The organism is Microcoleus sp. B4-C2 (assembly GCF_036705265.1).
In the GTDB taxonomy this organism is placed as follows: domain Bacteria; phylum Cyanobacteriota; class Cyanobacteriia; order Cyanobacteriales; family Microcoleaceae; genus Microcoleus.
In genome coordinates, this window is sequence record NZ_JAUBUB010000043.1 from 12,441 (window position 1) to 37,324 (window position 24,884).

A 24,884-nucleotide genomic window follows, 5' to 3' on the forward strand; every position below is an offset into this window, starting at 1 on the left:
CAGCGTCAACTTCCAAGCGCCGTCCCCATCAGGATGGCTCGAAATACAATACAAAAAGTTACAGACCTTGCAAAATATTAATTTCAGGATATACTACTGTAAATCGGTCAGATATATGGAGTTAATACCATCAACTCCTAAAATAGGTACACAAAGTCATGAGCATTACAATTGAGAACGTATCGAAACACTTCGGCTCCTTCCACGCGATTGACAACGTGAGTTTGAAAATAAAAAACGGCTCTCTAGTCGCGCTTTTAGGGCCTTCCGGTTCGGGGAAATCGACTCTGCTGAGGATGATTGCTGGACTAGAACCGCCGGACACGGGTCATATTTACCTGATCGGCGAGGATGCTACCCACCAGTCGGTGCAGGAACGGAATATTGGTTTTGTGTTTCAGCACTATGCTTTGTTCAAACACATGACTATTCGGAAAAATATTGCTTTTGCGATGGAAATTCGCAAAGTTCCTAAAGACTCAATTCGCAGGCGGGTTGATGAACTTTTGGATTTAGTTCAGTTGAAAGGTTTGGGCGATCGCTATCCTTCGCAACTTTCCGGCGGCCAGCGGCAGCGGGTGGCTTTAGCTAGATCTCTAGCAGTTCAACCGAAAGTGCTGCTGCTAGACGAACCTTTTGGAGCATTAGATGCTAAAGTTCGCAAAGAATTGCGATCGTGGCTGCACAACCTTCACAAAGAAGTTAACATCACCACAGTTTTTGTGACTCATGACCAAGAAGAAGCTATGGAAGTAGCCGATGAAATTGTGGTGATGAACCAAGGTAGAGTCGAACAAGTTGGCACTCCTGCTGAAATTTACGACAAACCGGCAACAGCTTTTGTGATGACTTTTATTGGGCCTGTCAATGTGTTGCCGAATGCTGCGGGTTTGTTCGCGAGCAACGGTACAACGCCTCAAAATAGTGGAGCGGCTCATTGTGAATTAGTATTTTGGCGCCCCCATGACGTGGAAATTCAAACTAAGCCGGAGTCTGGTTTTGCATTAGCAAAAGTCAGCCGCATCATTCATGTAGGACGCGAAATTCAAACCCAGTTATTGTTAGAATCGGGTCAGGTAGTAACAGCTTACGTAAGTCGCGATCGCTTCGATTATCTACAGCTCAAGCAAGATCAGCAAGTTTACGTCAAGGCCAAACACGCGATGACTTTCCCTGCTTATTCAGCTTAAATCCGTGGCTGCATCTTACTCAAAATACTATCGAGGATCTCCTACAAAACACTGTTGCCACATCGTTACCAGGCTTGTGCCTGGTAATGCTGTCTTGTGGATCTAAATCGGAGGAGCGGTTCTTCCTTCCGTAGGTCAAAAAAATTATCAACTCCGGCTTTAAGTTCTCCCACTTAGTAATAATTTCTTCAGCCGTGTATTTGGCCATGACTCCTTTTAATACTTCTTCAACCGCCGAATATATAATGCGAGCAATGACTTATTCTTCGTCATCTATTTTTTTAAAAATAGCTTGGACTTCTTCTAATAGAATGTGCCTGTTGAGCGCTACATATGTGAAAAAATCTTGCAAATATTTTGAGGAAGCTTCAGCGGAACTTTCCTGTTTTTGCACCCTGACGCTCAACTTTTTTACAGTATAAACTGTGGGGGTTATTACGTGATTTTCTTCTCCGACTATAGCAATCCTCGCATCAGTTTCAATAACTGGTTAACTGGTTCCCAAGCTCTGCCTGGGAACCGATGTCCAGAGGCTCTGCCTCGGCTGCAACAATGGAGGCAGAGCCTCCGGATATGCGTTACCAGGCAGAGCCTGGTAACGAGTAACGAGTATAATCATTTAGGATTGCTATAACTGTTATTGCACTTTACCAAACTGCATCAGCACGCCCAGTTCTCCGAGGTTGACAATGACAAGCAATTTGGACAAAATAGCTAAAAATACTATCGAGCTAGTTTAACAGCTATGTAAACATCCTTATTGTATTGCTTGACTTGATTTACTCAACCTTACTGGTAGATTATAAAAACATATTTTACCCCAACTATGGCACTTAATTATCTGCTCTATATTGACTTTATAGATATTTTATTTGCCGGTCATTAACAAGTATTCAAAATCCGCTGCTGCCAAAGGAGGACTGAACAAATATCCTTGCATTATATCGCACTTATAGCGCCAGAGAAAATCTTTTTCGGCTTCTGTTTCAACTCCTTCGGCAATTACCTCAAGACAGAGACTGTGCGCCATTTCAATAATAGCTTTCACAATCGCTGCATTTGTGCAACCATCGGTAATATTGCTGATAAAACATCGGTCTATTTTTAAAGTATCGAAGGGGTATTGCGTCAGATAGCTTAAAGAAGAATACCCAGTGCCGAAATCGTCAAGAGATATACAAACTCCCAAATTTTTCAAATGTTGCAAAGTCGCGATCGCACTTTCGGCATCCTCTACCATCAAACTTTCTGTCAGCTCTAATTCCAAACTGCTCGCTTCCAAACCAGTTTCTGCTAAAATTTGGGCAACTCTGCTGCTGAGATCCGGTTGGTGAAATTGGCGTGGCGACAGATTCACCGCTACCCGCAGCCCCGAAAAACCAGCATTTTGCCAAACTTGCATTTGCTTGCAAGCTGTCTGCAAAACCCACTCACCTAACTCTACAATGAAGCCAGTTTCTTCGGCATGGGGAATAAATTCTGCGGGCGAAATCAGCCCTTTTTCTGGATGTACCCAGCGCACTAAAGCTTCTGCGCTCATAATTTTACCAGTCTGGACATTGACCTGCGGCTGATAGTAAACTTGGAATTCTTCTCGTTCCAGTGCGTTGCACAAACGAGTTTTGATCTGCTCTAGTTTGTCGGCAGTCTTTTGGATAAATTCGCTGCTTTGCGATCGCAAAGTATTGTACTGTTCAGCAACAGCTTCTTGTTTTTTCAAGCGGCTCGATATCGCGCCCACAAGTTCAGCTTTACTAAAAGGTTTAGTCAGGTAATCATCTGCCCCCAATTCCATACCTTGCCGCATTTCAGAGCGATCGGCTTTACCGGTGAGAAAAACAAAAGGTACTGTAGCAGTAACAGGATTAGATCGCAAGGCCATCAGCACCCCATACCCGTCAAGTTCTGGCATCATCACGTCGCAAATAATCACGTCGGGAAGATTTGACACCGCCGCATATAAACCTTGCGATCCATTTTCTGCACCCGTCACGTCGAAACCTTCAGCTTTGAGGAGTTTGAGAATATTCTCCCGAATTACTTGCTCGTCCTCAATCACTAGAATCTTTTTCATACGTCATTCCCTGAAAGCGGTATAATTGATAGGCGTTACTGAACGCGATAAGCGTCCCAATAACTGAGAACGCACAGATCGATGGGCCCAACAGCCGAATATTTTCCGACACAAATAGCAAACACCTGAAAAACGCTAATTTTTCAAGCACAACTAGATTAATGTTTCTCTGCTTAGTCAGTGCCGTCCGTATTATTACGAGGTTAATTAATAATCTCTCAACTAATTCTAGGCGATCGATAGTTAGCAGCGCCTTAAATAACTGCTAAACTAATTGTGCCACCTGAACGATTGTCTGCAAACAATCTCAGCCTATTTATATCAGTTGCCAAAAACCATGCAACTGCAAGCAAGTTCCAAACCCTTGCGGAGTCAGTCTTTCCCCATTCTTCAATGTAAAATCTCAACTTTTAAATCTCAAATGGTATTACCTACTGGATTCCCTGAACCCGCACAGATTGGGGTGATAGAAGTGAAGCAATATCCTCAGTACCGCGCTGTCACCTACACCCACGCGGGCGATTTGCGACAAGCAACTGGCATCGCCTTCAATCCTTTATTTCAACACATCAGCAACAACCAAATTGCGATGACAACGCCAGTAGAAGCGCGCTATACGGAAACTTCCGAGGCAATCGATGCTGTTCCCCAAGCTGAAGTTTCGTTCCTCTATCCCACACCAAATATCGCCCCCAGCAGCGTTAACTCCGCTGTAGAAATCACGAATACTTCGCCGATGACGGTTGTCAGCATTGGCGTGGGCGGGGCCTACACTTGGGAAAGCTACGAAAATAACCTCCAGAAACTCAAAGATTGGCTTCAAGAACATCCTGAATACGAAATAGTCGGGCCGCCGCGCCGTTTTTTTTACAATTCCCCGATGACGCCGGAAGCAACTAAAATCAGCGAGGTACAAATTCCGATCAAGTGCCGCTGACGTGAACAACTAATTCGCGAATGTGACCCCGCTGGCGGTGTTCCCACAGGTAAATTCCCTGCCAAGTTCCTAACAGCAACCTGCCGCGATCGATCGGGATTTGTTCGGAAGTATGAGTCAGCGCCGTGCGAATGTGCGCCGGCATATCGTCTGGGCCTTCCGCATCGTGAATGTAGCGATCGTCCTCCGGTACCAGTTTAGCCAAAAAGTTAGCCAAATCCTTAAGTACATCCGGGTCAGCATTTTCTTGAATCACCAAACTAGCAGAAGTATGGCGCAAAAATAAGCTACAAAGTCCCGTTTTAATACCTGAAGTCGCCACCGCATCTTCTATCTGATCGGTAATTTTACACAAAGACTTCCCTGTAGTTTTAATTTTGAATATTTGTTGGTAATGAGTCATAGGATTTGGGATGTGGGATTTGAGATTTGGGATTTTCAAAGAAACTATTGCAAAAATATTCTCCTATTGTTACATCTTACTTCTTCCTTTTTTATTATGTAGGTTGGGGTTGAGGCACGAAACCCAACACTCATTAATTGGATGTTGGGTTTCGTTCCACGGGCCCAACCTACCACTACCACTACTACCACTACTACTGGTATATTAGACCTCTCCAATAATTATTGTGGAACAAGCAGGATGCCTGTTCAAAACTTACTATTCGGTCGAGGTCTAATAAAAATAGTCTACAACAGCTTGGGCGACATCCTCCGTACCATTTTTATCCAATTTATCCGACAAACGCGGCGGATGCAGCGGTTGTCGCAAAAACTCCCAATCCCCCTCAAAAAACTCCGCCGCCGTCACAATTTGATGTTCCGCATAATTTTGAAGCCATTCCAGCAACACCGCAGCTTCTGCAAAACCTTCTCTCATGATAGAAACAACAGGTATTTCCAAGCGCAAAGCTTCCGCAAAAGTGCTGTATCCCGGTTTAGAAACTAAGCGCCCGCAGACAGGCATAATATCAACCGGACGCGGTAAAATCGGGAAAAATTGTGCAAACGCCTGATTTTTGACATAAATCAAATTTGGCAAATCGGGTGCTCCCGCATCAAAAGTAATAAATTGCCAGTCGCTAAATTGCTGTAAATTTTGATAAGGAATTTCCTCTAAACCCAATCCGCCGAACGTCAGCAATACAGTTTTTTCCAGCGGTGTTTCGATGCCGAATGCTTCCCGAACTTTATCGTTACTGTAGCGAGGATTGCCGCCAGTCAAGCCCACATCTTGAATATTTGGGAAAGCTGGCATCGGTTCGTGCAAAGGAAGACGAAAAAGCCGATCGCACATTCCGAAACACTCACCAATCCAATCTGCCATTTCTACAAATTCCCCGCCCCAATCTCGATAGATAAAATCCCACCCAAAATTGCTCATCATCCAGCAAGGAACCCCAGCCGCTGCCGCCATTCGCGTTGCCAAAGGAGGAATATCTGCCAGCACCAAGCCCACCCGATTTTGCTTGATAAAAGTAACTTCGCTGGCAATTAGGGAATTTTGCTTTTTCCGAATTTCCCGCAATTTTTCCAGCGTCGCGTCTTTATCCATATTCAAACTGTCAGCTTGCACCACACCCACATCAAAAGCGCGGGGACGGTGGATAAAGTCGCCACCAATGTAAGATTCTAGCAGCCAGCGAGGTGCTGTTGTTGTGATAATTAGTAAAATATCTGGATTTAATTCTTGAATTTTTGCAGCTACGGACGCAACTCGGACAGCGTGACCGAATCCGTGATTCGTGATGGCAATATATAATGTTGGTCTAGACATTGATAATAGGGAATGGGGAATTAGGAATTAGGAATTGGGAATTGGGCATTGGGCATTGGATGTAGAGACTGGAAGGCAACAAGGCCAAGCTTCAAGCAACGCACAACCAACAATGACACAATTAATAACTAATGACTATCGAATACGCAAGAATTTATCAATCAGACGCGCCCTCAGACCAAACAGGCAATTGATTAATCTTGTCCAGGGTTATATCTACATACTTTTTACCATCCGCCGCCAGATTTTCCCCAAAATATCCCTCATCGCCGTCGTGCTTGTGAGGGCCGCTCAAAGCTGCTGCATAGCGGCCTTGCAAACGAGCTTGATTGAAAGGAGAAGTCGCGTACCAGTACCAGCGACTGGGAAAAACTATGCCGCCAATATCCTCAACTGAATCGCGAGTGCCGCGAAAGTGGAAAATGCGATCGGCTTCTGCAAAACCATTTTCTCCCGAAAACACGCCCCCAACCGAAACAACCGTAATTTCTGCCTTCAGCCATTCTTTAAGATAGCGAGTAGCACCCAAAGCAACTTGTGCTCCGCCGCTAGTGCCAATTAAAATAACTTTCACAGGTTTTTGAGAATTAACTGAAATGGGAGATTGAGCATTCATCCGCTCGATAATTGCATTAGCTATTCCCTGATTGTATGCAAAGCCGTAGCGATAATCTAGAGAAATTGCAAACCTCCATAGATTGCGAATTTTAATGAATATATTCCCCGCAATCGGCCCTTTTTTTGCCTGTTCTGCAAACCGCCAAAAAGGAGCTAGCCAGCGCTCTCCTCCTAAACTTTTGTTAGAAGCTGAATAAGGAAAAACATCGCCCACTGCTACGCACTGCGGATGACTTTTAACTAAACGCTTGAGAAACAACTCTTCACCAGGGGTTAATTCGTCCCCCGAAAAATCGCCAACTCCCGTTAAAAAGATGATATAACAATTGAGTGGCGAAGACTTACGCGCTTCTAGATTGCCGTTGTTCTGTGGCAATATCTCCGGCGGATTTTTCTTGAGACCAAAAGTTTCGGCACTTTGATTCAGCCACCATATAACAGTCCCCACCGGCGAAAGAATGCCCCAAATTATCAGGATCACACCGGCGATAAGCAACAAATTTAAACTTCCCCCGCGCAGCCATGCAAGTATCCGTAAAATCAATCTTAGCATTTAATAAAATCTGGTAGAATGCCAATTAATTACTTAATTACCTAGAAATACTTCGGTGATTCTGCTGTATTAGAGCTTATTTTGTAAAAGTTGTCAACTATCTTGAGGAGCAGGAGTTCAACGTGAAAGGAGAAGATTCAATTGCAGGTTTGGGCGCAACGCTTTGGAACGCACTTTCTTTGAACGGCAATTTTTACGAAAAAACTCCCTACACTGGCAGAACTAAGCGAATAGCTTTAACAATTGTAATTTTAGCTGCGCTGTCCCGCGTGTTGGGCAGTGCTGCGATCTTGTTAATCAACCGAACTGAGCCATCAGTATTATTTCTAGGACTTTTGATAGAGGGTTTGGCAGTCGCGGGGGGTTATTATTTTTGGACTTTCACTATCTTTAAAATCGGGGAGTGGCTGAAGCCGGGACACGTAACTTATGGGGAGTTGCTGGTTCCGATCGGCTTTGCCTACGCCCCCCAAGTGCTGAATTTCTTAACGTTAATTCCTTTGCTGGGACAAGGAATAGAGCGGATATTAGCTGTGTGGAGTTTGCTAGCTGTAATTGTAGCGGTTCGCCAAGGTTTGGATATTAAAACTCGCTGGGCGGTGTTAATTTGTTTGGTGGGTTGGCCATTGATCCAAATTGCGATCGGCTTTGTGGAAGTATTTGAACAGTTGCTTTCACGATGGCTGTGAACTAACCTGACGGTCAACTGGGTACAGTTAGACCGCAGGCTTCTTTTTCCTTTTTTGCAAAGGCTTTTTTGAGTGACGGAGTTCCCCCGCCACTTTTGTAACTCAGACCAATCTTTCTAATAAGTTTAGCTGAATTTTCATCTCGATCCAAAGATTCTCCGCACTGACAGGAATGCCAGCGTTCCGATAATTCTTTCGGGACTTTATTGATACATTTCCAGCAATGTTGAGAAGTTCCTTTCGGGTCAACAAACAAAACGCTTTTACCTAGCTTCCAGGCGACATATTTTAGGACGCTAGCAAATTGCCCGTGAGCAGCATCAAGCATTGATTTATTCAAACCGCTCTTAGCTGACTGACCGTTCGGCAAGTAAACCAAATTACCATCCTCAATATCGGTCTTGGGCTTGGCACGTCTAGTTAGATTTTTGACGCTCAAGTCTTCAACAACTAAAACATCGCATTTACTGAATAGCTCATGTGCTGTTTTGAACTGAAAATCTAATCTAGTTCTAGCTACAAACTGATGGAGTCTGGAAATCTTGCCCTTGATAATCTTCCAAGGTTTAGAACCCTTTACTCTACCAGCTAACTTCGCTTGAAGCCTTGCTAACTTCTGGGCCGACTTCCTCAAGAATCTAGGATTCTCAACTCTTCTGCCATTGGAAAGATAGACGTAATGGGTTATCCCCATATCTATACCAACAGTATTTTCGACCGTCGGTTGAATTTCTGTAACCGTTACGGGAACCGTCTTATCTTCTAGCGTCAAGGAAATATACCACCCATCTGCTTCTCTGATAACACGGCCCGTCTTAACTTTGAACCCTGTTGGTATTGGACGATGGAATACCATCGGCACTTGACCTATCTTTGCTAGGTCAATACAAATCCTGTTTTGCTCGTCCTTAACGATATGTAAATTATCTAGTTGAGGGTATGTGAAGGATTTGTAGTAATGAAGCCCCTTGAATTTGGGCTTACCTCTACGATTACCATTCTTGTCGGGCGTGGTAAAGTTTGAAAAGGAAGTTTCAACTCTGTTAACGACATCTTGTAAGACCTGAGAATCTAACACTTTATAATCAGGAAACAGCTTCTTAGTGTTTTTCAGGTCGGCAAGCTGTATCGTCTGCCACTGTACATATCCGCCTTCAAGGTTCGAGAAAACGTCGCCTTTCCTGGTTAAAGGATTGCCTAATTCATCCTTCTTCCTACCATCCCTAGTCTGCACTCTCGTCAAAGGAATATTTCGATAAATCTCCTCCACAGGGACTATCGAAACAATCAAAGGGCAGGCGTTGACGGGCGTTCTCGTGGCTTCCCACCATCTAAATCTTTCGCTGAGTCGGTAGTTGTACTGCCGACGACAAAGCTCTAGATGAGCCACAATTGTTGTTAGTTGGGCTTTTGTGGGTTTGAGGCGGTATTTATAAGTTAGCTGCATTTTTAAGCTTCCTTTTTTCGACCTTTGGATAGTATAGTTTATGTGTGTCCAAAATGCCATACCAAAAATTACTATTTCAATACTTGGAAGGTACATCAAAAAATCAAGATGCTCCCGAAGATTGATTCATAGTAGCCAAATGTGAACAAACCTGACGGTCAACTGAGTACAGTTAGACCGCAGGCTTCTTTTTCCTTTTTTTTCTCATGCTTTTTATAGTGAGGTAGTTCCACCCCCACTTGCTAATTTAGTATCAGAGTATTTCCCGATCATCTTGGGGTATAAAAGAATAATTGTCGGTTTCGGTACCTACACCCGACGAGCCTTTCATCCCAAGGAGTAATTTATTCGGGGTACGGGGCGCAGCGCTCAGATGCGTCCCCTTTGAATATACCGAGGGACTTCCCGGCTGGTAGTTAATTTACACTGCCATTTGTCGATCGTACTGCGAGACGGCAACCACACCTATAGTATTCGGGTCTCCCCACTGTCCCTACCCCCTTAGCAAGATACATTGTTAGAGAACGAAATACACAAAAATTTACATCTATAATTTGTGTAGTGTTCCAAATCGCTCCTCACCAGCAGCGATACAGCCCTCGCCAAGACAGTAGGATAGAAAAAATATGTTTGAACGCTTTACAGAACAAGCCATTAAAGCAATCATGCTAGCCCAAGAGGAAGCGCGACGCCTCGGTCACAATTTTGTAGGCACCGAGCAAATCCTCCTGGGACTCGTCGGCGAAGGCACTGGCATCGCTGCAAAAGTATTACTGGATATGGGCCTCAACTTGAAAGAGGCGCGCAATGAAATCGAAAATATCATCGGTAGAGGTTCCGGGTTCCTCCCGCCAGAAATTCCTTTTACACCCCGCGTTAAGCGCATTTTTGAGACTGCCCTGAACGAAGCGCGGCAGTTAGGCCACAATTACATCGGCACCGAGCACATCCTGCTGGGGCTGATTCAGGACGATGAAGGGGTGGCGGCGAAGGTGCTGCAAAACTTGGGAATCGATCGCCAGAGAGTCCGCACGCAGGTAATTCGTGCCGTCGGAGAAGTCGCGGCGGTACCCGGAGGTAGGGGAGATAGCGGCGATCGCAAAATCCCAACTTTAGAAGAATTCGGCACAAACTTGACCAAGTTAGCCGCAGCCGGCAAACTCGATCCCGTGGTGGGCCGCGAAAATGAAATCGAGCGCGTGATCCAAGTGCTCGGCCGCCGCACGAAAAACAATCCAGTGTTAGTAGGCGAACCGGGAGTCGGCAAAACAGCCCTCGCCGAAGGCCTAGCCCAGCGAATTGTTAACAGAAACGTCCCGGAAATTTTAGAAGACAAACAAGTAATCAGCCTCGATATGGGTTCGCTGATTGCTGGTACAAAGTTCCGAGGCGAATTTGAAGAACGGCTGACGAAAATCATGGCCGAAATTCGCGCTGCAGGCAACATCATTCTGGTAATCGATGAAATTCACACCTTAGTCGGTGCAGGCGCAATTCAAGGCAGCATGGACGCCTCCAATATGCTGAAACCAGCCCTTGCTAGAGGCGAATTGCAGTGTGTCGGCGCAACTACCTTAGACGAATATCGCAAACACATCGAGCGCGACGCTGCCTTAGAACGCCGCTTCCAACCGATCAAAGTCGGTGAACCGAGCGTGGCTGAAACAATAGAAATATTGTACGGGTTGCGATCGGCTTACGAACAGCATCACAGACTGACAATTTCCGACGCAGCTTTAGAAGCAGCGGCCACACTGTCAGACAGGTACATTAACGATCGGTTTTTGCCAGACAAGGCGATCGACTTAATTGACGAAGCAGGTTCCCGCGTCCGCGTGATGAATTCGCAAACCCCGCCCGAAGTTAAAGAACTCAAAAAGCAACTGCCCGCAGTAACAAAAGAAAAAGATGCAGCAGTGCGCGAGCAAGACTTCGACAAAGCTGGAAAATTGCGCGATCGCGAATTAGAGATTGAAGCCGAAATCGCCGAAGCTACGATCAACAAAAGCCAACTCAAAACTTCTCCCATCGTCACCGAAGAAGACATCGCCCACATCGTGGCAAATTGGACGGGAGTACCAGTCAGCAAGCTGACAGAATCCGAATCGGAATTGCTGCTGCACATGGAAGATACTTTGCACCAGCGCTTGATCGGTCAAGAAGAAGCTGTCAGCGCAGTTTCTAGGGCTATCCGTCGCGCGCGGGTAGGCTTGAAAAATCCGAATCGCCCGATCGCCAGTTTCATCTTTTCCGGGCCCACAGGCGTCGGCAAAACCGAACTTACAAAAGCCCTAGCAACTTATTTCTTCGGTTCAGAAGAAGCCATGATTCGGTTAGATATGTCCGAATTCATGGAACGCCACACGGTTTCCAAACTCATCGGTTCGCCTCCGGGTTACGTTGGGTACGATGAAGGCGGCCAACTAACAGAAGCAGTCCGGCGCCGTCCTTACACAGTCATCTTGTTCGACGAAATCGAAAAAGCTCACCCTGATGTCTTCAACATGATGCTGCAAATCTTGGAAGACGGCCGCTTAACTGATGCTAAAGGTCGGACAGTAGACTTTAAGAATACACTACTGATCATGACATCAAACATCGGTTCGCGAGTAATTGAAAAAGGCGGCGGCGGCCTCGGTTTCGAGTTTGCTGACAGTGCAGCAGACGTTCAGTACAACCGCGTTCGCAGCTTGGTAAACGAAGAACTGAAACAGTTTTTCCGTCCAGAATTTATCAACCGCTTGGATGAGATTATCGTCTTCCGCCAGTTGAACAGGGAAGAAGTGAAGCAGATTGCGGACATTATGTTGCAGCAAGTCTTCAGCCGCTTAACCGAACAGGGTATTACTTTGTCGGTGACAGACCGGTTCAAGGACTTGTTAGTTACAGAAGGCTACAATCCCAGCTACGGTGCTCGACCTTTGCGCCGCGCAATCATGCGGTTGTTGGAAGATGTACTGGCTGAGGAAATGCTGTCTGGGAAGCTGAAAGACGGCCAAAAGGCGATCGTTGATGTGGATGAAAACGGTCAGGTTAAGGTAGTGCCCGATGGTTCATCTGAGCCGAAATTGCCCGAATTCGCATTAAGCCATTAATGCGCTCTACACACAGATAAATACTGTTAATTAAAAACCCGGTTTCTGCGAGAAACCGGGTTTTTAATTAAAAAATAGCCGTCAAAAAAAGCAACTTATCGACGAATCTAATCCCACGATTGTAATTGCACAACCCAATGCTGCACAACAGCAGAAATGCGATCGCGCCGCGTTTCAAAAGTAGCAGCAATCCAGATAAACGCAATGCCAAAAGCCAAACCAATCGCCCATTTAATCAGCGGATAATCGAAAATCAGAACCACCAACTGATAGAAAACATTGATTAAAAATACAGCCGTTCCCACAAACAAAAACGCCCGAACTCGCAGCGCCAAACCCGCTGCAATCGCCACTAAACTAAAAGCTGCAGCAACTAAACCGTGGCTTTGCTGAGTCAAAAGAGGCATCCCGCAAATCAGCGCAGTTGCAAGCATTCGCAGATTGTGGCGCAGCGGTTTTTGTGCGGGTAATTTGAGAGTACGATCGAACTGAGCAATGTAAAGTAAAGAAAGTCCTAAAGGAGTAACATAAAACTCTGGCTGAGTCAATCCTATTTGCCAGAACCACCGCAGCATTATCCAGTCAATTATCGCCACACTTACATAGGTAAAACGGACTTCCTCCCTTTCCCAAGCCAGGAAAAAATAGAAGGTAGTAGCTATCAGCAAGCTAATCGGATAAAACTTAGCCGGACTTTCCAAAATAGTAACTATTGGAATCAGCGAAGCAATTACCTGCCAAGGTTTTTTTGACCAACCCCAGTTTTCCCAAGGCAAAATGTAAATGAAATAGGCAAATAGAGAAGCGAGGGCAACTTTCCAAGGCCCCAGCGGCCCGGAAATATACTTAACTAAAGGCGTATTGATCCAATAAAGCCGGATGCCAAAGGCTTCTAGCCAGCCCAAGTAAATCCAAATTTCTGCCCATTGGCGATCGAGATTATTTCGCCCTTGCAAGAAAGCATATTGAACTAATAAAGCACCAGTGACTAATCCTAAACTTATACCGGACTTAATATCATTCGCAGAAGCTGAAATCAGCAGCCAACTGCTCAAAACCCAGTGCAGGTGAGCAAATATTTTTAACTCTGCGTTAGTTAAATGTAAATAATTGCTGAGCCAAGGAGATAAAATGCGATAGATATATGTTAAACTTGTGCCGAGAGTGGCCAGGACAATTAAGCCGTCTCCAAAAGCTCCTCCTGGTGTTTGAAAAATTTGATATAGTAGCGATTCGTAAGCAGCAACGGAAACGCCAATTAATCCTAAATAAACCAAAGGTTTGAATTCTGGTTCCCGCCTACCAATGCCGATCGCAATTAAAGACGCCCCCAACACAGTTAAACCAGTCCAATTCGTCAAAGTGTGCGATCGGAAAGTTAAACCCAATACCCCGTAAACTAAAGGTATAACATGAATGCTAGGTAAAATTGTTGGATCGGGGTGGCGGCGCCGCCACCAATCCCCCAACAATTGCGTAAACAATCCGAGAGCAATATTAGCCACTGCCAAATTAATCGTAGTGCGATCGACAAAACTCAAACCGACTGCTGTCAACAACTCCAAACTCCAAGCCAAGGCATAAATTGCCAGAGGGGAAAGTTGGCGTAAACTTCGGAAAATAATCGCAGCCATTATCACCAAAATAGCAGCCAAAACTTCAGTAGAGGGCGGGAAAGTCAAGCTACTGGCTGCGTAGAGTTCAAAGGAATAAAAAGTAATAGTTGTTAACAGTAAGCCGGCGAGTAAGATTGCCCACCCATCTAAAGCTCGATCGTAAATTTCAGCTAATGGAGAAGACTCAGGCAAACGGCTGGAAAAACGAACAATCATGCTGCGAACCAACCACAGGCACAAAAGTGCGATCGCCCCGGCAATTCCCCAATCCCAACCCGAAACAAAACCTAATTCATAAATCACCGCAGCTACGAAACTCAAGCCAAATCCAACTCCAATCGCCGCCGCTGGTATCTCGACTAAATAGTAAGTATTGACCAACATTAATCCGGCGGCAACCCCCAAACCAATTAACCGATATCCCGGAAAACTAAAAATTAGAAATTGTGCAAATATTAGGGCGATCGTACTAAAGGTACTGGCAACTCGTTTGTGAGGAACCTCAGTATATTTAGCAACAGCAGTCAAAGCCAAAGGAGTCGCCAGCCAGAGTAAACTCCACTGAGGGCGATGAGTGGCAGTACCCACAATCAAATAATTTTGCAACAAGACAAAGCTGACTCCTGCTAATACTAAGCCCAAATACCACGAACTTTGAAACCATGCAGGATGCCAGCGAAAAAATGCAGAGTTTTCTCGGAAATTTGCCGCTTTCATCCCGACAAAAAATACCCATTCACTCGCCATGAATATTAATAATATTGCCGACCAAATATTGGGTGTCAGGTTTGGGAAAAATAAGTCAATTGCAGATGCGATCGCGCCTAAACCCATAATGTGAGTTATGGGAACCAAAATTGCCGGATTTCCCGGTTGTTCAGCCGCAGAATCCGGCCTCGCAACTCGCCGGGAATTATCGGGAATTACGTATTTCCAAGCGATCCAACCTAAAATTAAAGTAGAGACGAATAAATTGAGCGATCGCCAAAACGGATTGACAAAACTAATAACAGTTAAAACGCTCCCCAAACCGAGAGCAACCTTTTCCCCAAAACTGGCTAGTTGAAACTTTCGCTTGCGGTAGAGCCACTGCGCCGCAGTTACCATTAACATTAAATAAGGCAACAGCAGAACACCCCAAAAAGCCCAAGGAGTTTCCTGAGAGTTGGTAAGCTGAGTTAAAAATGCCACAAGTTGTGTTTTAATCCCTAAAGGAAGCACTCGCCAAAACAGCCAAATACTCTGAAGTCCCACCGCCTCCAGCATTAGCAAATCAAACTTTTGCCAAAACCGCACTAAACGGTTATAAAAAAACCAAACAGCCAATCCGCTAACAGCGATCGCCTGTAGCGGAATGTCGCGAAAACAAACCAGCCACCCCAAACCCAACAAACCCCCTCCCACTAATTGCCATTTAAAAAAGTTGCTGGGATTTGGCGGGTCAGATATATTGTTTTCAATAGTCCCAGATGTGAGGGGGTGCTGCCAATCCAGCCATGCTAAAAGCACGCCACAAATCGCCAAAGCTAAACCCATTTCAGCGATATTTACATCCTTGACAAATATCGCTCGACCCAGTAGAATCCCTAACGAATAAGCTACTAAAGCTGCTTTTTTGTAAGTCAGAAAATCTCTGCTCAAACTGAAACCAGCGGGGAATGTTTCAGTATTTCCCCCACCTTGGATAGATTGCAATCGTTGTTGCTGAATTTGATAAACTGTAGTAGCAGCAGTTCCCACTGTACCCACATAAACCGCAGTAAGGGCAAAGCCGGCAAATGCCCACCAAGAGTGCAAATAACTCAATCCCAAGTGATTTAGGGCGATCGATCGAGTGATGTTTTTTCCTGAACCGCTTTGATATTGATATTTGATAATCCGGGCAGTTATCCAAGTCAAAATAAGTGCCGCTGCGATTGCTACCGGCCAATCCCAAGGATACCGCCACAATCCAAAAGTATCCATTGCCCAAAAATTGATCGGCACTAGCAACAGCGTCACTTCTTGCAAAGTTTGAGCAGTCAAGTGCAAATTCTGCTGTCTGTTTGCCCAACTGCTAATCGCCCAAAAGGTTAAAGTATAAGCTAATAAAACTCCATATTGTCCGGCGGCAGGAAATCTTTCCCACTGACTGGCAGCTAAGACTCCAGAGGAGACAACTACCATGAACACTCCTAAAAACAACAGCCACATCACGCTAATTTCTGCCATTAGCGAGTGCAAAATTTGAGCGATAAAATTAGGGGTTTGAGTAGTTTCTGTGGGTCTAGCAACGCTTTCACGGCTGCTAGGTACTGCTTTTTGTGTTGATAAGGCAGGTACTTTTGGATCGGCAATAGGATCTCGCGGGTTCTCAATTTCAGAAAAATCTACAGCGGGATCTCTGAGTGGGCAGACTAAATACTGTCGGCACAATTCCTCAACCTCAGCGGGCGAAAGTAAACCTAGCCGCAGCCACGCATCTAAACCTGTCAACAACTCAGGATGCGACGCTAAGATGCTCAATTCAATTTTGCTCGATCGATCTTTGGGAGACGACATTGGCTTAAACTTGTACTAAGTACCTTCAAGCTATAGCCTAGATTAATGTCGAGCGAACATGGCAACATTCCGCCATCGAAATTGGCACAATAAGTATTTATTACTAAAGACCTGTCGCAGCTAGTGTCAATCTGTGAAAAAATCCCGCTGACGGGCCTACACCAGCTAGTGTCAATCGGTGAAAAACTCCTAATTAGGACACAGCAGCGGTTTCCTTACCGACATATTTCAACAAAGTCTCCACACTAGCATTATGGTCTATGAAAGAAAACAAATGTTTGAAGAGGAGTTTTCCATCTGCATCCAAAACAAACTGAGCGGGCAAAGGAGCACCTAAAGCCTGACCGACTTGATAATCCCGAAAAACTTGACAGCCTGGATCAGAAAGCAGAGGCATTTTCAAGCCTAAATCTTTAACCACAATTTGGCTTTGGCGATCGTCGGTACTGGCAACCATCAATAATTCTATATTGCGATCGGCAAATTTTTCCCAGTTTTCATTCAAAGCTTTAATGTGAGGAAAACAGAAAGGGCAATATTGCTTTTCTGTAAAAATCCGCGTAAAAGCCAGAACCACCGGTCTATCGCCCCGATAATTCGACAGCCGCACCAATTTGCCATTATTAATATCCGGCAATTCAAAATCTGGCGTCATCTGTCCCAGCTTCAGAACATTACTCGCCGGAACAGGCAATAAATTTTGGAAAAACCGCTCATTTAACAAGCCGCTAAAATTAGTAGAAGTCAGCATATTTCCTAATTGGGTAATTGCTAATTGCTAATTGCTAATTGGTAATTAAAAATCCGCTTAAATAAATGCCTCTGCGGGTACGGACACGGCAGCGCCGTGTCCGTACAAATATAATCGGCTTAAACCGCAGCAAAGAATACCTTAGACTTGACAGGATCGGGAGTCATGGTCTTGTCACCGGGCTGCCAGCCGGCGGGACAAACTTCATCGGGATGAGACTGGACGTGTTGGATAGCTTGCAGAGTACGGAGAGTTTCGTCCACGTTGCGGCCGAAGGCAAGATTGTTGATAGTAGAGTGTTGGATGATGCCTTCTTTGTCGATGATGAACAGACCTCTGAGGGCAATGCCTGCTTCTGGGTCGAGGACGTTGTAGGCCGAACTAATTGTTTTTTTGAGGTCAGCAACTAAGGGATAGTTGAGGTCGCCAACACCGCCAGATTTACGGTCTGTTTGTATCCAAGCGAGGTGAGAGAATTCACTGTCCACGGATACGCCGAGGATTTCGGTATCGATTTTCTTGAAGTCCTCGAAGCGATCGCTAAATGCTGTAATCTCAGTCGGGCACACAAAGGTGAAGTCCAAGGGGTAGAAGAACAGGACTACATACTTTTTGCCTTTATAGTCGGACAGTTTAACTGTCTTGAATTCCTGATCCACTACGGCTGTTGCTGCGAAGTCGGGTGCAGCTTGACCAACCCGGAGGCATTCACTGGTCATAGATTTTGTTTCCTTTTTTACGAACTGTTACAAATATATCATACTCATAACGACTACAAGTATCTTCTCGATCAATCAAAAAAATACGCTCTCAAATTTGAGAGCGCAGTTTTTTTGATTAAATAATGGCTCAGGCGGGATTTGAACCTGCGACCTTGGGCTTATGAGTCCCCTGCGCTAACCACTGCGCCACTGAGCCAAATCTACTTCACGATTTACTATCGTAGCACGGTAGGGCTAGCTATGTCTGCTTTTGAAACAACACTATTTCTAATGACTTCTAGTAAAAGTTATGAGTTTTGGTAATCATTCAAAACCCATAACTTTCGACCAGTCGTTACCGAGAAGCGCTGGACGCATCGTCGGGCAGTAAAGCCATTGGGTTGATAGCACCCTGTCCGGCGGGATGAATTTCAAAGTGCAAGTGCGGCCCGGTACTAAAGCCGGTGCTGCCCATTTCTGAAATCTGTTCCCCTTGAGCGACTCTCTGACCCTTTTGCACCAAAATCCGGCTGTTGTGGGCATAGACAGTCTCAGTGCCGTCAGGATGGGTAATTTCCACCAGATACCCGTAGCCGCCGTCGTTCCACTGAGCATAGGTAACCACCCCGTCTGATGCTGCCACAATTGGCGTGCCGATCGGCCCTGCAATATCAATTCCCCTGTGCATCCGTCCCCACCGCCAGCCGTAGCCAGAAGTCAGAACGCCCTTAGACGGCCAAATAAACCGGCTAGCAGACTGTTGTTTGCCGTTAGGCAGATAAGTGTCAGGGCTCGACAGCGGAGGCAGTTCTGGAGAAACCATGCGTCCCAAAGACGAGTTGCTTAGGGGGTCGTAAGCCTCAGATCCCAAAGGAGCAGTTGCCACGACCGGCTGATCCTGAGTGCTTTTTGGCGTCAGGTTGATCGGTTGCAGTTCCGCTGCGCGAGCGGGGTCTAAACGCTCTTGCTGCTGCTTCTGAACCTGCTCAGACCAAGCTCTTGATGGCGGTCTGCTGATTTCATTCTGCACCGCCTCAGTATAGTCGGGGGTGTAGAGATATGGATTGACACTTGGCATATCCTCAGACTGGTTGACCGAGGGCCCGTCATTTGGAGCCAGGGACACCGCATTGGCGCCGATCGAATTGCGCGAGGCACGATATTCCTCTCGCAGTCTGACAACTTCTGCCCTCAAGCGTTCGGAATAAGGGTTGAGAGCTTCTGCGGTAGTCCGAGCCTCCGAATTCGATTCTGGTAAAGCGCTAGTTGGATCGGCATTTGAACCCTGGCCGCTAGTATTTGGCACGAACCTGATCGGCTGCGGGTATTCTCCCGTAGCGATGGCGGTAGCAGTTGCACTGGCTGGTCCAGGCAGGGCACTGGTGTCAACAGCACCTGTAAATGTTGGTTCCCCTTGAAGATCCAGCTTCCGTGGATCGCTAATGGTTTGGGAAACTTGAGTCAGCGAAATGCTGTTAATTTGGGGAACCATCGGCGCTGAAATATTGTTCAGACCTTCCAGGTTCTCCAGGGGAGAGACAACAGGCACTGTGGGCGCGGGTGCTGCAACGCCAGCACCGACTATTTCCGAAGTAGACGAACTGGGGTTCAAAGATGCGGGAACCGAATTCGCCGCCCAGACAGATGTAGAGTTGGAGGCAGAATAAGAGGCTGCCGCCTGCACCCCTGGATTTTTAAACCCAACTTGGGGTATTTTGAGCCGTTGATTGACATTCAGCAAGTTGGGGTTGCCGAGCTTGTTGACGGAGATCAGATCTTTGGGCGATACGCCGTGACCTTTGGCGATCGCATCTACTGTATCTCCCGGACGCACGCTGTAGAGAACCTCAGCCGGCGCGGCGGTACTTCCTGCAGGGGGGACTAGCACAGCCGTGGGCAAACTGGGTGTTGCTAAAGACTGTTCAATTGACTCGAATGCTCGATCGGGCGATGCTGCTTGACCTCCCCCGGAATTGGGAATTACAGGTGTGGCATCGAGGTCAGGAATAGTTGTCCCAGTTGCATATTCGGGGGAGGTCAGCGTCGGTGCTGACTCGGGCAAAAATGCCGCAGATGTAGATAAATTTGCTCCCCCCTCCGACCCGAACATCGTTCGACCCGATTCTGTGGTGCGGTTTTCCTGTTTCTTCAAACTGTCGATCGCCCCGTCTGCATTCGGGATCTCGATCGAACTTTGTTCCGGTACCGTCGTGACCAGCGGGGTCCCTGCGGTTGATGGCAGCCCTGTCATGGCTGCACTATCCAATGGCTCGGAGCCAGTCAGATTAAACTCTTGTTCGGGATTGACCGTCGCTGCGCGCTCTAGCGAAGCCGATGTGCTATAGCCGGCGTTCTGTTGTGGTGTGGCTTCCGTCGCAGTCGGAATTCTGAGCTGTTGGCCAACTTGGAGTATGGTATCGGGTTGGATCTCGTTGGCAGTTGCTAGTACCAACGGTTCAACTTGATAATCCCGAGAAAGCTCCCAAAGGCTTTGCCCTTCCTGCACCTTAACCGTCACCGACTCAGAAGGTGCTCCGGGCTGTTCGGCCCTGGAACCGTCAACTTGTGCGGACGTAGCCGGCCCGTTGGCCGATACTGGCTGTACAGCGGTGGATTCTGATGTCGGTGCGAGTTCAGACGCGCGAGCGCTGTCTCCATTTCTCGGTAGCAGGATGCCAGAAGCACCTACCGATATTGCCAGCCCGATCGTGGCGAGAGAGCGAACTCTGCCTGTGCTGAGCGTTGTCTGTTTGGATGGTTCCGCAGAACCGTCTCTGTCGATTTCACTAGCCTGAACAGGCTTAATTTGGGGATATGTTCGTTTCAAAAAAACGACCTCCTACTGAGAAGCGCTAACTGTCCTTGGAAACACTCAAGGGGATCGCATGACGCTGAGTTTAAATCAACAAGCAAAAATATTCTGATTGTTGACAGCTATCATGCTTAGGCCAGATTACCTTGCTTTTTTAATTTAGACAAGCTCAAACCGTCAGAAATTTTAAAATTCTCGGTCAAACCTGCTGCAATTAACCCCACAAGCCTTACACCGCAATAGCTGGAACGAATAGATAAAATCTTCGTTCCCGCACAGGCTCTGAACTCTTACCTATTATCTGACTTTAGGCTAATTTCCGGACAGCCTACAACCGTATATTTACTAGATATAGTGTTCAGACCCAAGCTGGTACTCGCTCGCGCCCTAAATCGCTAAAATCCTCTGTTTTTGTTGCTGAATCATCTTGGGAGTAATTTGGTGTTGCTGATAACAATCTGTTTTTGAATGAATAAAATATATTAATGTCGGCTATCGAGATTTTCACCCCTTTGATACAAATTTCTTATATTAAAATGGAGACTTGGCAGCCTCCACCAGCTATTAAATATCTATATATTTATGTGTTGATAATGATTTATCCCAGCTCCCCCAACTGTCGTTTAGCCTCAAATAAACCTACAGCGGCGCTGACGGAGAGGTTCAAACTCCTGACTCCAGGCTGGCTCATCGGAATGAAAACTGTGGCGTCGCAGGCATCCAAGACGTATTGGGGAATGCCTACAGTTTCCGAGCCAAACATCAGCCAGTCGCTGGGCTGAAATTGGAATTGCGCGTAATTGCATCGCCCGCCAGTGCTGAATCCGATCGAGCGTCCCCCGCGCTGCTCCCGATAGGCCAAAAAAGCCGCTAAGTCTTCGTGGCAGTGGAGGTTGACGTAGGGCCAGTAATCTAAGCCGGCCCGTTTCAGGTAGCGATCGCTAATTTCAAACCCCAGCGGACCCACTAAATGCAGTTGTGTGCCTGTGGCAGCGCAAGTGCGGGCGATATTGCCAGTATTCGGGGGGATTTGCGGGTGAATCAAGACAAGTTGGGGCATGAAGCTAATTAAAAGCGAAAAATACAGCTATTGGGAAATTTATAAAACTACCCACAGGTAGATATACCTTATAGCTTTTATTTATAACCTTTGTCGAGATCCATTGATTAAATATTCTGATTGGTTTTTGGGAGGTGCTCTGCAACTTTTGACAATCAAGCATCCAGGATACCCGCCACGTGATTCATTCCGAAAGCAGACTCAGGACCGGTGAAATAAAAAACCTGTATCCGATGAAACTTGCCGAACGTATTTATCTCGCGCAAGTCAATCTAAAATCTAAAATCTAAAATCTAAAATCGATTGACCAGGAGGTTCGGGCTATTTGTATTCGCTGAGTACGCATAGCCAGGGGGCTAGTGAAAGCCCCCCTTATCATAACGGCGGGTACTTCAGGCAACTAACTGGGCGCACAAGTTGTCTTCAAGCTCCCATTCTTGGTGAGCCATCCCCTGAATCCCTTGCAGAATAATACTGCGGGTGTCCGAACCTCCCTCGTGCAGCTTCAACCACTGCTGGGCCGTGTTGCCTTCCCGGAGAATCTTTTTGAGTGGCGAGAGAAAGCAGCTAAAGCCGCGTTTTTTGGCGAAAGGCCAGACTTCTCGGTAAATTTCCTCAATCCAATCTCGTGCCAGAATAGTTCTGCCGTCTTGCCAGTGGGTAAGTTCGGCATCCAAACTTTGCTCGGATGCAGCAATTTCGTTGGCGTCTGTGAGGGCAACTAAGTCTTGGTTGCGCGTGGCCTCCGGTAAGGTGCTGAGTTCTAAGGGGTCTAAGCTGGGGTCTTCCATCATCTGCCAAATGCGAGCTTCTAGTAAGGCAGTGATGGCTAACAAAGCCAGAGGATTGACTTCGAGGTCGCAAATTCTCAGTTCGAGGCGGTTGAGACAGTAGGGGCGACGATCGCCATTTGGTCGCACTGCAGACCACAAATGGCGGACGTTTTGCATAGTACCGAGTTCTAGCTGTTCTTCAGTCCACTGGATGTAATGTCTGTGACTTTCAAACAGGGGGACGATGGCGGGAGTTTTGGGAAACAAACCCCACCGAGTGGAATGATAGCCCGTGACTTCGCCGTCGAGGAAGGGGGAAGAGGCGCTCAAGGCAAGGTACAGTGGTGCTTCGACGCGGGCGAGGCGGATGGCGCGCATCAGCATTTCTGGTTGGGAGATGCCGATGTTGATGTGAATGCTAGCGGTGACGACTTTGGTGCCGTAGGTTTGCTCGATGTAGGTGTGGTAGGGGTTGTTGGGATCGGATCGGTAAAATCGATCGCTCCCTCCGAGAGACAAGGTACTTCCCGGCAGCAAGGTATAGTCACCCAATTGTTTGAGATACTCGCGCAGCCGAACTCGTGGCTTGACTAAGGCGCACAGCAGGCGATCGTAGCTGCACAGCGGGGCGGTCGTGTACTCCACATTGCGGCTATCAGGCTCCCGGACAAATCCCTCTAGATCGGCGACTATGCGATCGGAGAGACCGACAACCTCACCTTCGGGAGTGCCGGTATACATTTCTACTTCAAAGCCTTTTGATAGCAGCACGTTTATTCCTCAGCTAAGTTGAGTGCTAGTTTCTAGTATCCCAAAAATTGACCTGTTCATACTATCTCCCACGAGGCAGAGTTGACTTTTTTCGCGACTGGCACTGAAACGGGGTTTTTCTGCGCCAGCTTGTTTGAGCATTTGTTTCCTAGTTGGGGGCCTGCCACGACAAATACTGCCATGACAAAGAGTTTCCGAGGCGGTTTTAGACTCAGAAAGGCTGTTTGTTCGATCGCGCTTGTGTTTGATTCGGTATTGGGGGCGATCGAACTTATGGTGAATAGAACCCACTCCTGCCTCAGTTCGACATCTGTTTTCTGCCTTGAGGGGGATAGCCGCAGATATATATTGGGTGCGATTCTAAAAGAGAGCTCTGCAATATTTTTGAGCTATAATATTAACCCCTAAAAATCCCTGTGAAAGAGCAAGACAGAACTCCTCCCAATTTTTGGAATATGCTAAGCAATTTAGCCTTAGTCCGGTTTTTGCTTTTATTTGCTTCTGGTTGGGCTGGACTGCAACTTTTAGCTTACTTTGAAACAGCAGTCGCGGTTTTCACCATTGCTGCACTCGTGGCTTTTTTGCTCAACTATCCGGTGCGAACTCTCCAGAGATTTTTACCGCGAAGTTTAGCTGTCGCCTTCGTTGTCTTGCTCACCATTTTAGTTTTTGGCGGTCTCACCGTCACTGTAGGCGTCACTCTTTTATCTCAAGGACAGCAATTAATTGACAGCCTGACTGAATTTGTGAATGCTCTGGCGCCTCTGTCCGAGCGCCTCGAAGCATTCCTGCGGGCGAGAAACCTGCAAGTTAACCTGCGAGTTATTGAGGAACAACTGCGAAATCAAGCTTTATCTGGAGTTGTTTGGAGTATTGCTTTCTTACAAGTATTTTTAACCAATTTATTAAATTTAATATTAATTATGGTGGTGGCTTCTTTCATGTTACTTGATGGAGAGAGGCTGTGGCTGTTAGTTCTCAAGTTTATACCTCGACACCTGCACAGGCGTTTAAGTATAACAATAGAGAAAAACTTTTTAGGATTTTTTCAGGCACAAATTCTGTTAATGTTATTTTTGACAACAGCTAGTTTTGGAATTTTCCTACTGTTAGATGTGAGATTTCCTTTAATTTTAGCATTTATTATCGGATTGTTTGATTTAGTTCCAGGGATTGGAGCCACGCTGGGGATTAGCTTAGTTTGTTTTATTGTATTGTCTCAAAATGTGTGGCTAGCTTTAAAAGTATTGGCAGCTTGCATTGTTTTGCAGCAAATTCAAGACAACTTTATTCATCCCAGACTGATGCAAAATTCCCTTAACCTCAATCCGGTAGTGGTATTTTTTGCACTGTTAGTGGGGGCAAGATCAGCAGGACTTTTAGGCATATTTCTAGCAATTCCGCTAGCGGGAGTGATAGTTAGCTGGTTTGACATTGAAGAAATGCAAGCGGAAGGTTAATGGATACAGCCATCCTATT

Annotated in this window: 17 protein-coding genes and 1 tRNA gene; 5 read left to right on the plus strand and 13 right to left on the minus strand. The window is 46.3% G+C overall.

Annotated features, from left to right (window positions below; translation table 11 throughout):
* Positions 1–158: 158 nt before the first annotated feature.
* The gene (locus QUB20_RS14415; RefSeq protein ID WP_333054043.1) at positions 159–1,190 is read left to right on the plus strand and encodes a sulfate ABC transporter ATP-binding protein; all 1,032 of its coding nucleotides are present in this window, start codon (positions 159–161) and stop codon (positions 1,188–1,190) included.
* A 259-nt stretch (positions 1,191–1,449) separates the two neighbouring features.
* Here QUB20_RS14415 and QUB20_RS14420 read toward each other — a convergent pair whose 3' ends face one another.
* Entirely contained in the window at positions 1,450–1,596 is a 147-nt protein-coding gene (locus QUB20_RS14420; protein ID WP_333291427.1) for a hypothetical protein, read from the minus strand.
* 462 nt (positions 1,597–2,058) lie between these two features.
* Entirely contained in the window at positions 2,059–3,264 is a 1,206-nt protein-coding gene (locus QUB20_RS14425) for an EAL domain-containing response regulator (protein ID WP_333209458.1), read from the minus strand.
* 421 nt (positions 3,265–3,685) lie between these two features.
* Between QUB20_RS14425 and QUB20_RS14430 the strand changes: the two genes are divergently transcribed.
* Positions 3,686–4,201 (plus strand): heme-binding protein, encoded by a 516-nt coding sequence (locus QUB20_RS14430; RefSeq protein WP_333247100.1) that lies wholly within the window; start codon positions 3,686–3,688, stop codon positions 4,199–4,201.
* Here QUB20_RS14430 and QUB20_RS14435 read toward each other — a convergent pair.
* The 3 genes from QUB20_RS14435 to QUB20_RS14445 all read right to left on the minus strand — a co-directional run bounded on the left by QUB20_RS14435 (position 4,188) and on the right by QUB20_RS14445 (position 7,149).
* Positions 4,188–4,604 carry a secondary thiamine-phosphate synthase enzyme YjbQ gene (locus tag QUB20_RS14435; RefSeq protein WP_333247098.1) on the minus strand — a complete coding sequence of 139 codons (417 nt, stop codon included), beginning with the start codon at positions 4,602–4,604 and terminating at the stop codon, positions 4,188–4,190. The genes QUB20_RS14430 and QUB20_RS14435 overlap by 14 nt on opposite strands.
* Positions 4,605–4,877: 273 nt before the next feature.
* Entirely contained in the window at positions 4,878–5,978 is a 1,101-nt protein-coding gene (locus QUB20_RS14440; RefSeq protein ID WP_333247096.1) for a glycosyl transferase, read from the minus strand.
* A gap of 157 nt (positions 5,979–6,135) precedes the next feature.
* Positions 6,136–7,149, minus strand: coding sequence for a hypothetical protein (locus QUB20_RS14445; protein WP_333247094.1), 1,014 nt, complete (start codon positions 7,147–7,149; stop codon positions 6,136–6,138).
* A gap of 122 nt (positions 7,150–7,271) precedes the next feature.
* Here QUB20_RS14445 and QUB20_RS14450 point away from each other — a divergent pair, with 122 nt between their 5' ends.
* Positions 7,272–7,838 carry a hypothetical protein gene (locus QUB20_RS14450; protein WP_333247092.1) on the plus strand — a complete coding sequence of 189 codons (567 nt, stop codon included), beginning with the start codon at positions 7,272–7,274 and terminating at the stop codon, positions 7,836–7,838.
* Positions 7,839–7,851: 13 nt separating this feature from the next.
* Here QUB20_RS14450 and QUB20_RS14455 read toward each other — a convergent pair whose 3' ends face one another.
* A complete protein-coding gene (locus QUB20_RS14455; RefSeq protein WP_333247090.1) occupies positions 7,852–9,285 on the minus strand; it encodes a transposase in 1,434 nt (477 codons plus the stop codon).
* A 626-nt stretch (positions 9,286–9,911) separates the two neighbouring features.
* Here QUB20_RS14455 and QUB20_RS14460 point away from each other — a divergent pair.
* Entirely contained in the window at positions 9,912–12,380 is a 2,469-nt protein-coding gene (locus QUB20_RS14460) for an ATP-dependent Clp protease ATP-binding subunit (protein WP_333242883.1), read from the plus strand.
* A gap of 107 nt (positions 12,381–12,487) precedes the next feature.
* Here QUB20_RS14460 and QUB20_RS14465 read toward each other — a convergent pair whose 3' ends face one another.
* From QUB20_RS14465 to gshA, 7 genes are all read right to left on the minus strand, one after another.
* Complete coding sequence (locus tag QUB20_RS14465; RefSeq protein WP_333247088.1) at positions 12,488–16,537, minus strand: hypothetical protein; 4,050 nt, start codon at positions 16,535–16,537, stop codon at positions 12,488–12,490.
* Positions 16,538–16,730: 193 nt separating this feature from the next.
* Positions 16,731–17,288 (minus strand): redoxin domain-containing protein, encoded by a 558-nt coding sequence (locus QUB20_RS14470; protein ID WP_333247086.1) that lies wholly within the window; start codon positions 17,286–17,288, stop codon positions 16,731–16,733.
* A 119-nt stretch (positions 17,289–17,407) separates the two neighbouring features.
* A complete protein-coding gene (locus QUB20_RS14475) occupies positions 17,408–18,007 on the minus strand; it encodes a peroxiredoxin (protein WP_015178160.1) in 600 nt (199 codons plus the stop codon).
* Positions 18,008–18,133: 126 nt separating this feature from the next.
* Positions 18,134–18,206, minus strand: a tRNA-Met gene (locus tag QUB20_RS14480).
* Positions 18,207–18,344: 138 nt separating this feature from the next.
* Positions 18,345–20,816: a peptidoglycan DD-metalloendopeptidase family protein gene (locus QUB20_RS14485; protein WP_333247084.1), complete on the minus strand. Its 2,472-nt coding sequence runs from the start codon at positions 20,814–20,816 to the stop codon at positions 18,345–18,347.
* A 583-nt stretch (positions 20,817–21,399) separates the two neighbouring features.
* Entirely contained in the window at positions 21,400–21,861 is a 462-nt protein-coding gene (locus tag QUB20_RS14490) for a tRNA (cytidine(34)-2'-O)-methyltransferase (RefSeq protein WP_333247082.1), read from the minus strand.
* A gap of 392 nt (positions 21,862–22,253) precedes the next feature.
* The gene (gene gshA / locus QUB20_RS14495) at positions 22,254–23,405 is read right to left on the minus strand and encodes a glutamate--cysteine ligase (RefSeq protein ID WP_333247080.1); all 1,152 of its coding nucleotides are present in this window, start codon (positions 23,403–23,405) and stop codon (positions 22,254–22,256) included.
* A 416-nt stretch (positions 23,406–23,821) separates the two neighbouring features.
* Between gshA and QUB20_RS14500 the strand changes: the two genes are divergently transcribed.
* A complete protein-coding gene (locus QUB20_RS14500) occupies positions 23,822–24,865 on the plus strand; it encodes an AI-2E family transporter (RefSeq protein WP_333054028.1) in 1,044 nt (347 codons plus the stop codon).
* The last annotated feature ends 19 nt before the right edge of the window (positions 24,866–24,884 follow it).